The organism is Allokutzneria sp. A3M-2-11 16 (assembly GCF_024213555.1).
Taxonomy (GTDB): domain Bacteria; phylum Actinomycetota; class Actinomycetes; order Mycobacteriales; family Pseudonocardiaceae; genus Allokutzneria.
In genome coordinates, this window is record NZ_JANAVO010000002.1 from 698,668 (window position 1) to 713,582 (window position 14,915).

General features: G+C 68.6%; 18 protein-coding genes. 14 read left to right on the forward strand and 4 right to left on the reverse strand.

The window, feature by feature from the left end:
- The first annotated feature begins 68 nt into the window (after positions 1-68).
- From NLX83_RS21400 to lipA, 3 genes are read left to right on the forward strand one after another with little or no spacing between them, the layout of a single operon-like run.
- Positions 69-542, forward strand: a complete 474-nt coding sequence (locus tag NLX83_RS21400) for a hypothetical protein (protein ID WP_254236855.1) — start codon at positions 69-71, stop codon at positions 540-542.
- A gap of 45 nt (positions 543-587) precedes the next feature.
- On the forward strand, positions 588-1,511 hold the full coding sequence (locus NLX83_RS21405) for an oxidoreductase (protein ID WP_254236856.1): 924 nt from the start codon (positions 588-590) through the stop codon (positions 1,509-1,511).
- Between the two features lie 30 nt (positions 1,512-1,541).
- Positions 1,542-2,546 (forward strand): lipoyl synthase, encoded by a 1,005-nt coding sequence (lipA, locus tag NLX83_RS21410; protein ID WP_254236857.1) that lies wholly within the window; start codon positions 1,542-1,544, stop codon positions 2,544-2,546.
- Positions 2,547-2,691: 145 nt separating this feature from the next.
- Here lipA and yidD read toward each other — a convergent pair whose 3' ends face one another.
- Complete coding sequence (yidD, locus tag NLX83_RS21415) at positions 2,692-3,087, reverse strand: membrane protein insertion efficiency factor YidD (protein ID WP_254236858.1); 396 nt, start codon at positions 3,085-3,087, stop codon at positions 2,692-2,694.
- A gap of 127 nt (positions 3,088-3,214) precedes the next feature.
- On the opposite strand from yidD, the gene NLX83_RS21420 reads away from it, so the two are divergent.
- Positions 3,215-3,943 carry a DUF4191 domain-containing protein gene (locus NLX83_RS21420; RefSeq protein ID WP_254236859.1) on the forward strand — a complete coding sequence of 243 codons (729 nt, stop codon included), beginning with the start codon at positions 3,215-3,217 and terminating at the stop codon, positions 3,941-3,943.
- Positions 3,944-4,180: 237 nt separating this feature from the next.
- Positions 4,181-5,308, forward strand: coding sequence for a tyrosine-type recombinase/integrase (locus tag NLX83_RS41925; RefSeq protein WP_254236860.1), 1,128 nt, complete (start codon positions 4,181-4,183; stop codon positions 5,306-5,308).
- Positions 5,309-5,356: 48 nt separating this feature from the next.
- Here NLX83_RS41925 and NLX83_RS21430 read toward each other — a convergent pair whose 3' ends face one another.
- On the reverse strand, positions 5,357-5,644 hold the full coding sequence (locus tag NLX83_RS21430; RefSeq protein ID WP_254236861.1) for a hypothetical protein: 288 nt from the start codon (positions 5,642-5,644) through the stop codon (positions 5,357-5,359).
- A gap of 208 nt (positions 5,645-5,852) precedes the next feature.
- On the reverse strand, positions 5,853-6,314 hold the full coding sequence (locus NLX83_RS21435) for a hypothetical protein (RefSeq protein ID WP_254236862.1): 462 nt from the start codon (positions 6,312-6,314) through the stop codon (positions 5,853-5,855).
- Positions 6,315-6,725: 411 nt separating this feature from the next.
- On the opposite strand from NLX83_RS21435, the gene NLX83_RS21440 reads away from it, so the two are divergent.
- The 7 genes from NLX83_RS21440 (at position 6,726) to NLX83_RS21470 (ending at position 10,530) form a co-directional block, all read left to right on the forward strand.
- Positions 6,726-6,959, forward strand: coding sequence for a helix-turn-helix domain-containing protein (locus NLX83_RS21440; protein WP_254236863.1), 234 nt, complete (start codon positions 6,726-6,728; stop codon positions 6,957-6,959).
- Positions 6,960-7,043: 84 nt separating this feature from the next.
- Positions 7,044-7,367 carry a hypothetical protein gene (locus NLX83_RS21445; protein ID WP_254236864.1) on the forward strand — a complete coding sequence of 108 codons (324 nt, stop codon included), beginning with the start codon at positions 7,044-7,046 and terminating at the stop codon, positions 7,365-7,367.
- Complete coding sequence (locus NLX83_RS21450; RefSeq protein ID WP_254236865.1) at positions 7,364-7,783, forward strand: hypothetical protein; 420 nt, start codon at positions 7,364-7,366, stop codon at positions 7,781-7,783. The genes NLX83_RS21445 and NLX83_RS21450 overlap by 4 nt, the downstream gene beginning before the upstream one ends.
- Before the next feature lie 99 nt (positions 7,784-7,882).
- The gene (locus NLX83_RS21455) at positions 7,883-8,971 is read left to right on the forward strand and encodes a hypothetical protein (RefSeq protein WP_254236866.1); all 1,089 of its coding nucleotides are present in this window, start codon (positions 7,883-7,885) and stop codon (positions 8,969-8,971) included.
- A complete protein-coding gene (locus tag NLX83_RS21460) occupies positions 8,968-9,309 on the forward strand; it encodes a hypothetical protein (RefSeq protein WP_254236867.1) in 342 nt (113 codons plus the stop codon). The genes NLX83_RS21455 and NLX83_RS21460 overlap by 4 nt, the downstream gene beginning before the upstream one ends.
- Positions 9,310-9,352: 43 nt before the next feature.
- Entirely contained in the window at positions 9,353-10,132 is a 780-nt protein-coding gene (locus NLX83_RS21465; protein WP_254236868.1) for a hypothetical protein, read from the forward strand.
- Entirely contained in the window at positions 10,129-10,530 is a 402-nt protein-coding gene (locus NLX83_RS21470) for a hypothetical protein (RefSeq protein WP_254236869.1), read from the forward strand. Before NLX83_RS21465 ends, NLX83_RS21470 begins: the two co-directional genes overlap by 4 nt.
- A 765-nt stretch (positions 10,531-11,295) precedes the next feature.
- Here NLX83_RS21470 and NLX83_RS21475 read toward each other — a convergent pair.
- A complete protein-coding gene (locus tag NLX83_RS21475; protein WP_254236870.1) occupies positions 11,296-11,547 on the reverse strand; it encodes a hypothetical protein in 252 nt (83 codons plus the stop codon).
- A 1,201-nt stretch (positions 11,548-12,748) separates the two neighbouring features.
- Between NLX83_RS21475 and NLX83_RS21480 the strand changes: the two genes are divergently transcribed.
- Positions 12,749-13,195, forward strand: a complete 447-nt coding sequence (locus tag NLX83_RS21480) for a phage terminase small subunit (RefSeq protein WP_254236871.1) — start codon at positions 12,749-12,751, stop codon at positions 13,193-13,195.
- A gap of 34 nt (positions 13,196-13,229) precedes the next feature.
- Entirely contained in the window at positions 13,230-14,903 is a 1,674-nt protein-coding gene (locus NLX83_RS21485) for a Terminase (RefSeq protein ID WP_254236872.1), read from the forward strand.
- Positions 14,904-14,915: the final 12 nt, after the last annotated feature.

The window sequence follows — 14,915 nt, forward strand, 5'->3', positions numbered from 1 at the left end:
GGTATGGTGACCGTGTCGGCCATACCGCCGGTATGGCGCAAACCACAGGTATGACGGGGAGGCAGGCCATGAGCTGGGAAGACTTCTACCGCCGCCGTGACGCGTTGGACGCTGCGGTCACTGCCGCCTGCGCCCGTTCCGATGCCCTGTTGCCCGCTGTCGCGGAGATTGAAGACGTGCCCGCCGCGCTGCACTACCGGTGGATGCTGCTGCTGACCTCGCGCGTGGACCTCGCGTTGCTGGAGGCCGAGCGCACCGGCGGCGACCGCGTCGAAGCCGTCTCCTCCGCCTGGCACCGCACCGCCGAGACCGAGCCCGCGCTGCGCCGGGTGCTCGACGCCAACCCCGTCCCGGACGCCTCGCTCGCCCGCGAGCGCCGCATGCTCGCGCTCGCCGCCGGACTGGCCGAAGCCGGGGACTCCTCCGAAGACATCGACCGGATCGGCGCGGCGTTCCTCGGCCTCGTGCGCAACGCACCGAAGCCCGTAGCCCGGCACTCCCCGCTCAGCGGGCTGCTCCGCAAGCTCGCGCTGAGTGCCTGACAAACCGCACTGGCGAGACCGACTACTCACAGGTAGGCATGGGACATGTCGAAGTGGACCGCAGCCGACATCCCCGACCAGTCCGGCCGGACCATCCTGATCACCGGAGCCAACTCCGGTCTGGGCCTGGCCAGCGCGACCGCGCTCGCGGCGCGGGGCGCGCGGGTGCTGCTCGCCTGCCGCTCCCCCGAGCGCGGCGCGAGCGCGCTCGACCAGGTCGGCCGCGTCGCCACGGGTGAGCGGCCGGAACTGGTCGCGCTGGACCTCGCCGACCTGTCCTCCGTGCGCAAGGCCAGCGAGGAGATCCGCGAGCGCACCGGTGACCAGCTGCACGTGCTGATGAACAACGCGGGTGTGATGGGCCCGCCGCTGCGCCGCACCACCGACGGCTTCGAGTCCCAGATCGGCACCAACCACTTCGGGCACGCCGCGCTGACCTGGCTGCTGATGCCCGCGATCCGCGACCGCGTGGTCACGGTGTCCTCCCTCGCCCACCGCCGCGGCGGACTGCGCGTGGACGACCCCAACTTCGAGCTGCGCCGCTACGACCCGGTCACCGGGTACGGCCAGTCCAAGCTGGCGAACCTGCTGTTCGCGTTCGAGCTGAACCGCAGGCTGGCCAAGTCCGGCTCGGACGTGCTCAGCGTCGCGGCGCACCCCGGCTTCACCAAGAGCGAGCTGTCCGCCAACATGGCCCGCTCGCGCGGCAGCAGGCTCATCGAGCGCGGCGCCGAGCTGGCCAACCGGGTGATCTCGCAGGACACCGCGACCGGGGCGCTGCCCCAGCTGTACGCGGCGACCATGCCCGACGTGCGCGGCAGCGAGTACTTCGGCCCCAGCAGCCTGCTCGAACTCTTCGGCTCCCCCGCCCGCGCCCGCGCCTCCGCGCGCGCCCGGGACCAGGTGCTGGCCCGCAGGCTGTGGGTGGTGACCGCCGAGCTGACCGGAGTCACACCCGACCCCTCCTGATTTCCGGACGAACGGGCGTAGGCTGGGCGCGTGACCGTGGTTCCTGAGGGCCGCAAGCTGCTGCGGCTGGAAGTTCGCAACAGCGAGACTCCCATCGAGAGAAAGCCCTCGTGGATCAAGACGAAGGCGAAGATGGGCCCGGAGTACTCCGAGCTCAAGAGCCTGGTCAAACGCGAGGGCCTGCACACGGTGTGCGAGGAGGCCGGCTGCCCCAACATCTACGAGTGCTGGGAAGACCGCGAGGCCACCTTCCTCATCGGCGGTGAGCAGTGCACCCGCCGCTGCGACTTCTGCCAGATCGACACGGGCAAGCCCGCCGCGCTGGACCGCGACGAGCCCCGCCGGGTCGCCGAGTCCGTCCAGGCGATGGGCCTGCGCTACTCGACGGTGACCGGGGTGGCCCGCGACGACCTGGAGGACGGCGGCGCCTGGCTCTACGCGGAGACCGTGCGGCAGATCCACGAGCTGAACCCGGGGACCGGCGTCGAGCTGCTGATCCCGGACTTCAACGCCGACCCCGAGCAGCTGGCCGAGGTCTTCGGCTCGCGCCCGGAGGTGCTGGCGCACAACCTGGAGACGGTGCCGCGCATCTTCAAGCGCATCCGCCCGGCCTTCCGCTACGAGCGCTCGCTCGACGTGATCACCCGCGCCCGCGAGGCCGGGCTGGTCACCAAGTCCAACCTGATCCTGGGCATGGGCGAGGAGCCGGAGGAGGTCACGGCCGCGCTGCACGACCTGCACGAGGCGGGCTGCGACATCATCACCATCACCCAGTACCTGCGGCCGAGCCCCCGGCACCACCCGGTGTCCCGCTGGGTCAAGCCGCAGGAGTTCGTCGACCACTCGAAGAAGGCCGAGGAGATCGGCTTCGCGGGTGTGATGGCCGGGCCGCTGGTGCGCTCGTCCTACCGCGCGGGTCGCCTCTTCACGCAGGCGGTGCGCCACCGCGGCGAAGAGGTCCCGGAGAACCTGCGCCACCTCAGCGAGCAGGGCACCGCCGCGCAGGAGGCCAGCGCCGTCCTCGCCCGCCAGTAACGTCCCAGCGGGGTTCCACCGTCTTCAAGTACCGCGAACCCCGCCCAAAACCGTCTCAAACGACACCAAACCCTCCTGCGACAGCTGACATCGGTGGCCGGGATGCGCCGTGCTTGAAGACCAGCGCACCCCGGCCCACCTAGCGTTATCCGCAGGCGGTGACCCGCGCGGCGGCAAGGCGTAGTCCGCTGCGCCCGCCGTGCCGGTGCACGGCGTCGACCGCGAACGCGCTGCACGAAACCGGCTGCGGGCAGGCGACCGTGAAGCGCGAGAGCAGCGCCTGGTAGCCGCGCAACGCGCCGAGCGCGAACCGCCTCGACGCGGCACCGTCTCCCACCAGGCGCGATGCCGCCATCAGCAGCGCGGACGGCCTGGGCAGCAACGTGAAGTTGCCGCCGCCACCGCCGCCCCCTCCGTCGCCACCACCACCGCCGCCGTCGCTGCCGCCTCCCCCGTCAGTCCCGGAGTTGCAGCCGCCACCGCTGCCGTTGTTCGAGGACGCAGCCCCGCTCCACCCGCTGTTGCCTTTGCGTCGTGCCATCGCGGACCCCTAACGATCGCTCACTTGGCGCATCGGACAGCTCCGATACTCCAGACTTCCGAGGCACCGCGCCAGGAACTCGTCGGCCCGGCGCAACGGCCCGCGCTCACGGCCGTATCCTGGAGGCATGGCCCCCAAGCAGGACAAGGCTGCCGCCAAGGAAGCGAAGCGCGCACGCCGCGAAGCATCCCGTCAGCGCCGCAAGCAGATCTTCGAGGCGTTCAAGATGCAGCGCCGCGAGGACCGCGGCCTGATCCCGTGGATGCTCGGCGCGTTCCTGGTGGTGGCGGGCGGCATCTTCGCCCTCGGCCTGATCTGGGACATGCACTGGGTGTTCCTCGCCCCGGGCATCGCCTTCGGCGTGCTCGCGGCGGTGGTGATCTTCGGCCGCAGGGTGCAGCGCAACGTCTTCACCAAGGCCGACGGCCAGCCGGGTGCGGCGGCGTGGGCGCTGGACAACATGCGCGGCAACTGGCGGGTCACCAAGGCCGTCGCGGGCACCACGCAGCTCGACGCCGTGCACCGGGTCGTCGGCCGCTGCGGTGTCGTGCTCGTCGGTGAGGGCGCTCCGCACCGCGTGAAGCCGCTCCTGGGCCAGGAGAAGAAGCGCATCGCCAGGGTGATCGGCCAGACCCCGATCTACGACCTGATCGTCGGCAACGAGGACGAGCAGGTCCGGCTCAAGGACCTGCAGCGGCACATGACCAAGCTGCCCCGCAACATCACCAAGGCGCAGGTCGAGGTGATCGAGACCCGGCTCTCGGCACTGGCCGCGCGCGGAGCCGCGATGCCCAAGGGCCCGCTGCCCCAGGGCGCCAAGATGCGCAACGTCCAGCGCGCGATGCGCCGCCGCTAGCCCCAAGAACCCCGTTTCGTACTCATAACGGGAGGCCCCACGGAGGCAGATCCACCGAGGGGACGTACCCGCAGGCTAGCGGCCCGCACCGGGGCCGTCGGGGGTTTGCGCCGAGGGGCGTGGGGCGAGCACTTGCCCCGCGACCTCGGCGGGAAGCCCTGGAGTGTCGGTGCTGGTCGGTAGCCTGGGGGCACGGGTAATCGCTAACGCGCGGGTGCGTGAAGGGACCCCCCGCGAGTGAGCGTCAAGAGCACCATCCCCGGTACTGGTTGGGTCGAGGATCTTCCGTCGGGCAACTTCCGGGGCCGTTATCTGGACCCGGTCACGGGTAAGAAGCCGGGCAAGTCGTGGCCGTCCTGGGATGAGGCCAACGCCTGGCAGATCGAGAGGCGTCTGGACGTCCATAGCCTGTACACCGATGCGGGTGTGGAGCTGCGGACGTTGCAGCGCGGCGTCCCGCTGTTCGAGGCGTTCGCCACGGAGTGGGTGAAGACCCACCCGACCAACAGCGCGGCAACGCGCCGCACCTACGGCAGCCATGTCCGGGCGCTCAACGTCCACCTCGGCGACAAGCGAGTGGATCGGATCGAGGAAAACCACGTGCTCGTCATGATGGGTGCGTGGCGGGAAGCCGGGTTGTCCTCGGGCACGATCGCCGCGCGGCTGGTGGTCTTTCGCCAGATCATGAAAGCGGTCCATCGGAAGTACAAGACCGAGGACCCCTCTGCCTCGATCTCGGCGCCGCCGTCGGGGCGCAAGCCGGACCGGATTCTGTCCGAGCAGGAAGTGTGTCTGCTGTTGGCGTTCATGCCGCATTGGCTGTGGCCCGCTGTGCTGTTGGCCTTTGACTGCGGGCTGCGCTTGGGCGAGGTCTTGGGACTGCGGGTGCTGCGGCTGGACCTGGACGGCGCCATGGTTGAGGTGGCGGATGTGTTGGAAGAGAACGGGAATCTCCGCAACTACCCGAAGGGCAAGGTGGCCGAGACGATCCCGTTGACGCCGCGCGTGGTAGCAGCCCTGCGCGGGCACCTGGTCGACTTCCCCGCCGGACGCATGGAAACGGTCTTCCGGGACCCGAAGACGGGCGGGCCGGTGGGGCACGCGCAGTTGAAGTACCAGTTCTACAAGGCACGCAAGGCCGCCGGACTGGACGACCCGCAGCCCACCTTCCACGACCTGCGGCACTCGTGTGCCACGCGTCTGGCGCGGCGGGGTGTTCCGGCCACGATCATTCAGATGATCTTGCGGCACAAGAACCTCGCCACGACTCAGCGCTACATCGAACGCGCCGCGCAGACCGATCAGGCCGCGTGGATGCGCTTTGCGTTCGAGGGTGGGGAGTCGCCGCTGCCGGTGGCCGCGTAGTGGGCAGGTGCCGGACCCGTCGGGGGGCGTCGGGTCCGGCACCTGCGGTCAGGGGGCCGCACGAGGGGAAGGCGCGGCGGGAAGGCGCCGAGTCGAGCACGCGGTGAGCAGGGTCCGCGACAGCCGATGTATCAGGGAGCGCTCGCCCTCGGCGAGTTTGGCGCTGTTGTGTTCGGCAACGAAGACGCACTGCCGAGCGAACTCGCTCACCTGGACCGGGTCGGCGAACCGCAGTCGCGGCGAGACCAGCAAGACCAGAAGGCCGTCCTCGGCCTGGTCCATCGCGAGTGTGGCAGTGGTCAACGTGTCATCGACGCGAACACGCAAGCCGTCCATTCATCCCCTCCGTCTGCGTCCACATCGGACGCACCCCACTTGCCCCGCTGCTCCGCCCCCCAGCGGCACTACGGCACGGGACAAGCGCTCCTGCCTCGGTAACCGGGCCATGCTCGTTCGCATACCGACCGACCGGTTACTTTGGTCATCGTTGCAGGAGGGTGGCGGCGTTACCCACCAGTTATTGCAAGTTGCATCTTCTGGGTGACTACGCGCCCGAGTCCCCGGCTCGCCGCGCTCCGGCGACCATCTCGCGCACGATCCGTTGCGGCACTGCGGGGAGGTCGCGGAAGTCCGCGAGGACGTCCCGCGCGAGCCGCTGACCTTCGGGCGAGAGCGCCCTGAAGTCAGCCACCAGCGCCGCCTCGGCGTCGGTCAGAACCACATCCGCCTTGGCCGACTCGCCCGCCGCGAAACCGGCATCGGCCAGCGCCGCTTCCGACAACTCGGCCAACGGAGCCCCGATCGCCTCGGCGATCTTCAACAGAAGGTCCGGACTGGTTCGCCTGTACTTGTCTCGCGTCGACGGCTTGAGGTAGTAGGCAATCGCCCCCGCCTGCAATCCCGCTTCGCGCTCCAACTGGGCGACCGAGCGACCGGCGACATATCGGCGGATCACTTGTCGTAGCAACGGTTCCGCGCTCTCGCGCCCCTCATCCCCCCTGGACACGCTTCCCCCTTCAAGGTCCTCGTGAGACCTCTGTGTCATGCGTGCCGCAGCACGCCGAACGAGTCGACCTTAACGGCTTCGCCGCGCTCGGATGCGTGTTCGAGCACCCGATTGATCTTGCTCTCACGAAGCCGCGCGCGTCTCCGAGCGACACAGCACGCCAGATCATGACACGTGACGCCAAGCACCGTGGCATCGGTTGACAAAGGTGTCTGGAGATCGGCACGGTAGTCACAGGTCGGGGCACGGCACGGACGGTTCGCAGGAAACAACAACCGCCATCAACGCCCGCACCCGCGCGCAGCATCCGGAATGCCTGGACTGGCCCTCGGTTGCCGTGCCCCGACCACGCACACGTAGTTCATCCGAGGCGCCGGGGGGCGCCTTGTCGCTGACCGGGGGACGTTCGTCATGACCAGCGCAGGCCGCGCCGCTGCCACATCCGAGCTGAGCTTTCAGGAGGCGGCGCGCGAGCTGGGAGTGTCCACCCGCACCATCACTCGCCTGCGCGCCTCCGGTGAGCTGGCCGTGGTCATGATCGGCGGACGGCCCCGCGTGCCCGCCTCGGAGATCACCGACTATCGCGCCCGCGCGCTCAAAGCCGGTCGCAACGCCGCCGCCGCACGCCGCCGCGCCACGCGCTGACGCGCCCTCTCCTCTTTCCGCCACACCGCGCCTGCGGGCGCGTGTGCCTACCGACGTCCTCGGCCGTCAGGAGGCGGCTCCGCCATGCCTGAAACACCCACGCGCACAACACCATCCGGCCCGACCGAGGTGGAGTTGGACGAGCACCGCGCCGTGATCGAGTTGATCGGGCAGGTACGCGCCCAGCGTGAGCGCCTGGCCGCCGTGCTCACCACCTTGGAAACCTCGGTGAAGGCGCGGATGGGCGAGGCCGAAGTGGGCACGCTCGACGGCGAACCCGTGGTGCGCTGGACGGCGACCCTGCGCACGTCCCTGTCTCAGCGACTCGTCAAGGCGTTGCACCCGCAGGTGGTCACCGAGTGCTTGGAAACCCAGCGGGTCCGCACGTTTCGGTGGGTGAGCCGGTGATCGGCGAGCCCGAGGACGGCGTGCTGCCCGATGAGATCGAGCTGAAGCGCGTCACCGTGCCCGCCGCCCGTCGGGCCGTGCGGGCGCCGGTCGACCGGGGCGATGTCGTCTCCGAGGTGTGCGCACTGCTGGTGCTGGACCCGATGCACGCCCGCGACACCGAGGCCGTGGTGTCGGCAATCCTGGCCGCCGCCCTACGCCAACCACACCACCTGGTCACCGCGAACACCTGGCGAGCGCACCTGCCTACGTGGGTGGCGCCGCAGATGGTGGGAGCGACGGTCAAGCGCCTGGTGGACGCCAAGGTCTTGTTGCCGACCGGCCGGTGGGTGCGGTGTTCCGATGCCGCCGCGCGCAACGTCGGCAAGCCGCAGCCGGTCTACCGCCTCGCGCCCGAACTGGCCGACACAGCCTGACGAGCAGCGGTTTCACCCCGTCTTCGATGTCACCGCGGAACGTCTCTGCGCGTTTCCGCGGGCACACCTTTCCGTTACACAGCAAGGGAGTTCTTCACTGTGGCGCGTGACCACGCCCGTATCGAGTGCGGCATCTGGGCCGAAGGATCGGACTTCCGCACCCTCGGAGAGGGGGCGCAGCGGCTGTACTTCCTGTTGCTCTCGCAGGAAGAGCTGTCCTACTCCGGGTTGCTGCCGTTGCGGGTGCGCCGCTGGGCACGGATGTCGCCGAGCAGCACCCCGGAGAGCATCGCCGCCGCGCTGGCCGAGCTGGACGCCGCCCGCTACGTCGTCACCGACCACGACACCGAGGAAGTCCTGGTGCGCGCCCTGATCCGCCGCGACGGGATCTGGAAGCAACCCAACATCCTGGCCGCCGGGCTCCGGCAGGCGTTCAGCATCACCTCGGCGCTACTGCGGCAGGCTCTTGCCGCCGAGCTGCGGCGCCTGCCCGCCGAGGTCTGCGGCCCCACCCCGGCGTTGGTCGCCGAGGCGTTGGTGGCCGGTGCCCAGCACGCCCCCGAAGCCCTCGCGGCACGCCCCGCTCGCCGCACCACCAAGGCCACCCCGCCCGCCGAGCCGAAGCGGCGCACCACCCGCTCGGCGCCGCCCGCCGAGCCCGCTCCTGCACCCGCCGAGACCCCTCTGGACGCCCCGGAAACCGAGGGTTCGCCGAAGGGTTCCGGGAACCCTTCGGCTCAGTCTCAGGGGGTAGGGGGAAGGGTTATAGCTGTTAAGCCTGAGTTGGTACCAACTCAAGTTGGTGTGTCGCGCGAGCGCGCGAGCACCGCGCACCGACGTCTCGCTGAGCACCTGGTGGCCGAACACACCCCGCCCCAGCCCCAAGCCGTCCGCGCCAAGCTGATTGGGCACGCCGAGCGGTTGCTGGGTGAGGGCATCGTCGAGGCGCACGTGGCCGCCGGACTGCGCCGATGGTCAAGCAAGACCCTTGGCGCGGCGATGCTCGGCGAACTGGTCGCCGAAGCCATGCGCAGCAACAAAACAGCAGGTCAGACGATGCCGGCTGGGGCCGACGCGAAGGTGGCGGGCTGGTTGGAGCTCGCCGGTCAGCTCGGCGGCGCCCACGCGCCCGGTTGGGGTGCGCTGCCGCAGCTCGGCCCCGCGATCAGCGCCGGGGGCCGAGGGTGACCGGCGAGGAAGCCGCCGCGCTGCTCGCGGCGGTGGCCTCGGTGGACCGCATGGCCCAGCGCCCGTCTGCGGCCGTGGCGACCGGGTGGGCCGAAGTGCTCGCCGAGGTGCCGCTGGCCGTGGCCCTGCACGCCGTCGGCAAGCACTACCAGCGCACCAAGGACCCGATCAGCCCGGCCGACATCTGGGCCTTCCACCGCCGCCGTCAGCTCGCCGAAGCCGAGCGCCGAGCCAACCTGCCCTCGGGCTTCACCGACCGGGCGCAGGCCGCCGCCGCCGGACGCCGGGGTATGGGCCGCATCCGCGCAGAAATGGGCTGGGAGAACCGGACCCGATGACCACACCGCCTATCCACACCATGATCCACAACCGGGGGACAACGTGACCGTGCTCGACTGGGACACCGCCTACCGCTGCCACCGAGGCCACCGTTGCACCGACGCCGAACGCGTCGAACTCGCGCTGCTCGCCCCGCACTTGGTGCGCGCCGACGGCCCTCGGTGGGTTCGCCTCGGCGCCCGCATCGCCACTTTGAACGGCTTGTGCTCGGTGTGCACCGAGCATGTGCGCCGCGCTATCTCCGCCCTCCCGTTGGACTACGCCGAGTTGTCCACCGTCCTCGGGGTCAGCGGCGGCGGGGGCGCTGAGCGGGTCGCCGGATCACGCGAGCTGCCCGTGCCTGTGCGCCTGGAAGTCGAAGCCACGCAACGGAAAATCGCCTTCGAGGCTGACCGGTGGGCCGAGATCGTCGCGGACGTCCGCTGCCTGTCCTGGGCGGTGGACGGGCTGCGGCCCGCCGTGATGATCGAGCGCGCCGCCGCGCTGCTCACCGAGCGCCTGGACGTGCTGCTGACTGTGCCGCCGTGGCCGGTCACCGAGTGGAACGCCGAGGGCGCCGAGTGGTCCGTGGTCGAGTGCGACGGACTCACCGGCGCGCTGACCCTGATGGCGCTGCACACCGCCGTCACGGCGCTGGCCGGACGGGCCGAGCAGGACACCCGCCTGCCGATGCCCTGTCCGCGCTGCGAACGCCTTGCGCTGCGGCGGCCCAACGGGACTGATCACGCGGACTGCCGCGCCTGCCACCACCGCCTCACCGCCGACGACCTCGACGCGTTCACCGTGGCGCTGACCGGCTCGGCGCCGGGGGTGTTGCGGTGAGCCGCGCGTGGCCGTGGCCCGCTGACACCGCGTTGGACCGCGCCCGCCGCCTCGCGCTCGGCTACCGCGCTGCGCTGGCCGAGGCCGACCCGCAGCGCTGCGCCCAGCTCGACACCCACGCAGTGAACTTCGGCGAGGCGTGGGTGAACCACACGCCGAGCACCCTCGCCCCGGACGCAATGCTCTCGGCGGTCGAACTCGCCGAGGCGTTGGGCGTCACTCCGGAGCGCATCCGCAAAGCCGCCAGCAGAGGCACGATCGACCGATTCCCCACTTCGGCGGGACCGCGTTACCGCGCCGGTGATGTCCTTGACTGGCTCGCCATACAGCGTCGCGCTCGCCACCGCCAGCCATATGTCGACAGACAGCGCCACGACATTGACGGCGACCAAACGTGACTGTCACAGTTATGGCCTACCACCAGTCTGCCTACAGGCCGCAGAGCTGTGCGAATAACTGAAGAGATCGGGGGGTTGCGGAATCTTCGACTCCGCAACCCCCACAAGATCAGCTAGACCGAATCCAGCTCAAGGTCACGTGAACGACCTTTGCCGCCGCCGCAGTCATCGCCACCAAGCGCTCGGCGCCCCGAGGAAGCGCGCTGACCAGCGCCTCAAGTGCCGCTGTGGCGCCGCAGAGGTAACAAGCGGTTCCCTTGGACGCTGATCTGCACGACGTTGCGCAATGACGAAACATTCCCCTGCTCCACAACTGAGGAAACGGACCTTCCCTCGCGAGGTCTGAACGGACTTTGCGCTGACGAGGCCAGTGTCAGCGACTAAATAGGCACCCGTGGAGAAGGTATCCAGATTCGGCACCGCTGTCACCATGTCTAGAGTGGAAGCGAGGTGGAAGGTAATCCGCAATTGCGGCTCAGTTGCCGCAAGTTGCCTGGAAAGTGAGGCTCAAGTTGCCAACTTGATCTCTATTTTCTCCAGTTTCTGCGGAATGATCTTCCACTTTTGCCTACTGTTGCCGACTCAGCTTCCACATCGAGGCTTACCCGTTCGGGTGATGGCCGCCCCTCGCGGCAGGCTTGCGTCAACCAGCATGGTCAACCTCGGCCGCGCTCGGCCAGAAGGCCCCTGCTGCCCTCGGACCATCTCCTTCCGGTCCGAGGGCATCTCTATGCTCGGGGGTGGTGGGTGCCCGGCTGGCGAGGATCAACCCGACGCTCTCGCCTGCCGCCGGACTGGCCGCAGCGCCGCGCCCGCGTGCTCGCCCGTGACCCGCTCTGCTGCCACTGCTACCGCGCGCCGTCCACCGAGGCCGACCACATCGTGCCCGGCGACGACCACCGGCTGACGAACCTGCAAGGGCTCTGTTCCCCTTGCCACCGAACGAAAAGCGGCCGAGAGGGCGCCGCTGCCGCGCACGCTCTCCGCGAGCCACGGCACCGTCCACCCGAGCCGCACCCCGGACTACTGCGATAGGAGAACGACCATGCGCGTGCGCATGCTGACCGACCTCGGCGGGCATCCCGCCGGAAGCGTCATCGAACTGGACGCAGCAAGCGCGGAGTGGCTGTTAGAACGTAGCCACGTCGAAAACGAAGCGAAGAACGAGTCAGAATCTAGTTCGCCTAGCAGATCGAACGGAAGATCGCGCAACTAACCGGTGCGCTGATGTGTGACACGTGGGATAGCACAGATTCTGTGCTAGCGGGCTAGCACAAGAAGTTACCATCTGACTGGTAACATGGTTCTAGCTTGCGCAGGTGACAAACGCGCAAGGCGTGCTCGATCTTCATCGTCGAGTGCGTGTTAGGGGTCGGCGCCCGGCGCGCTAACGCCGGGACACCGACTGGCCGGTGCTTATTCCGAGTCGAACCAGTTGGACAGACTAGAGACCCGGAGCACCACGAGCAGGAGCCTGAACCAGAACTTCGGGCTCCTGCTCCGCACCTTCAGGTGCTTGACGATGCGTCGCAGACGAGCCCCGAGCGAGCCAGCTGACGGCTGCTCCCTCGGCTCTGGTGGTTCCCGATCGCTTGAGTCGTGCACATCTTCCCCTTCCTGTCCTTGCGCCGAGTAGACGCGGGACGCGCCTGCGTCCCCCGAACGCAGGCAAAGGGAGTTGTTCACCACTCACGTCCACAATATCGCAGTCCGTCAGCGACTCACGCAGGGAGCAGTGGACATATGGCGCGCCATGTCGCCAGAGTTCCCGCGAGGGATTGGTTGCTCACCAAAAGAGCTGGTCAGAGCTAGCTCGCTGTCTCACCTTACAAAATGTTGTAAGGTGACCAGCTCACCCGAAAGTGTAGTAGGAAGCCCTGTCCTACCGTATGGTTAGCGATTGATGCTACTGGCAACCCGTATTCGGATTTCCAGTTTCCGGTAATCCCGTATACGGCTTCCTGGTGCTGGTCTCGATTGCCGTTCCGCTGCCAGGCGACTGGCTTGGCAGGGGGAGGCCCCCGGCAGGAACATCTCGCCCCCGCCTTGTCATAGCTAGCCGCCCTCTGTACGGGTCTGGGAGTTCCGGCCGCTCGGCGGCGGGGGCTGGCGCGGCGGCCAGCTCGCCGAGCGCGTGGCCCAGCCTGAGCCGAGCCGGATGTGGACGGTCTCCGCTTTGCTGGGCGAGTACGGAAAGCGAATTGCGCGAGGGGGTGCCATGGCTGGATACGGTCCGCCACCCAACAAGAAAAAGCGTCGCCGCAATGCCGATCTTTTCCAAGGGCAGCACGTCGCTGTTTCCGCTGACGGGCCAACGGATGCCCCCGACTTGCCGAATGCTTCGGCTTTCTCGGAGTGGACGCGGTCATGGTATGAGACATGGACCCGCGCGCCGCAGGCGTCTGCTTTCGTGGCTACCGATTGGCAGCGACTCCACATGCTCGCTTCCCTGGTCGAGTCCTATTATGCGGAGCCGTCCGCGAAACTGCTTTCTGAGATTCGCTTGAATGAGAGCCTGCTCGGCGCGACGCATGTTGACCGGCTCCGCGGTCGCATTGTTGTTTCCCGTGAAGATGAGGCCGCGGACTCCGGCATGGAAATGGGTGATTCCGCGGCTTCGGTGACGCGACTCGCGGAGCGGCGAAATCGTTTGAACGGAGCGTGAGGGGCCGAGTCAGCCGGCCCGGAGAGGGGCGAGTGTGCCGCGCGAGTTGGTCTACGCCCCAGGTCACGACCGTAGCCGCTCGCTCGGCTGGCTCTGGGCCGCGTGGGTTGAGCACTTCTGCGTCCACGGACCGGGTGATGTCCAGGGCGAGTGCATTGAGCTTGACGATGAATTCGCCGGATTCGGTGTTGATGCCTACGCGCTCGACGAGAAAGGACGCCGCCTCTACACCCGTGCTGCTCTCGTGCGTCCGAAGGGGCGAGCAAAATCCGAACTCGCCGGGTTTGTCGGCCTGTTTGAGGGATTTGGGCCGTGCCGGTTTGCCGGCTGGGCGCAGGGTGGTGAGGTTTTCCGGTGGCGAGACTTCCGCTACACCTATTCTCTCGGCGAGCCGATGGGCCACTTTCTGACCTATCCGTTCATTCGCTGCCTGGCCACTGAGGAATCGCAGACGGGCAATACCTATGACGTCATCCACTACAACCTGACGGACGGCCCGTTGGGTGAAGGATTGGATTCGTCGGTGGCCGGTCTCACCCGGATTCTGCTTCCGGGCGGCGGGGAGATTGTGCCGTCTACGGCGTCCAGTAGCGCGAAGGATGGCGGCAAGGAATCGCTGGCGATTTATGACGAGCCGCATTTGTACGTCACGCCGGAGCTGCGGCGGATGTTCCGCACGGTCGACCGGAACCTACGGAAGCGCAAGGCCGCCGAGCCGTGGGGACTGTTGACGTCGACGATGTACCAGCCCGGCGAGGGCTCGGTGCTCGAAGACGTCGACCACCAGGCGACCGCGATCCGCGAGGGGCGCACCCGTGCCTCGCGGCTGCTGTGGGATCACCGGCAGGCGCCGGATGAGGTGGACCTGACCGACCTGGACGCGGTGGTGGCGGCGCTGGCCGAGGCATACGGTCCGGCGGCGGCGTGGATGGACTTGCCGGGCATGGTGACCGATGAGTTCTGGGACCTCACCAAGTCGGTGACGGAGTCCCGGCGCTACTTCTTCAATCAGCGGCAGGCCGCGAGCGATGCGTGGACCACGGCGGCGGATTGGGATGCCTGCCACGATCCGCAGCGCCCGCCGGTCGATGTCGGCGAGACGGTGGTGCTGTTCTTCGACGGCTCCCGCAATGACGACGCCACCGGCCTGGTGGCTGTGCGCGTCGCCGACGGGCACCCGAGGGTGCTGCACTGCCAGGAACGGCCGCCGGATGCCAAGCGCGGGACCTGGGCGGTGGACAAGGCCGCTGCTGATCTCGCGGTGGCCGAGGCGTTCGCGGACTTCGACGTGGCCGCGTTCTACGCCGACGTGCGGGAGTTCGAGGACGAGGTGGACGAGTGGGCGCTGACCTACCGGGACCGCCTGTTGATCAAGGCCACCACGGGCAAGAACGCGCACGCGGTGGCGTTCGACATGCGCGTGCGTGGCGTCGACTTCGTCCCGGCGGTCAAGCGCACGCTGGTGGACATCGAATCCCGCTCGCTCACCCATGACGGGGACCTGCGGCTACGGCGGCACGTGCTCAACGCCCGGCGCGCGCCAGGTCGGTTCGGGGTCTCGATCAGCAAGGCCACCCCGGAGTCCCCGCACAAGATCGACCTTGCGGTGTGCCTGATCGGCGCCCGGCTCGCCCGGCGCCATGTGCTTGCCTCCGCTGCGTGGGCCAAGCGCGCCAAACCTCGCCGAAACACTGCCTATTTCGTTTAGTTCCAACATGAT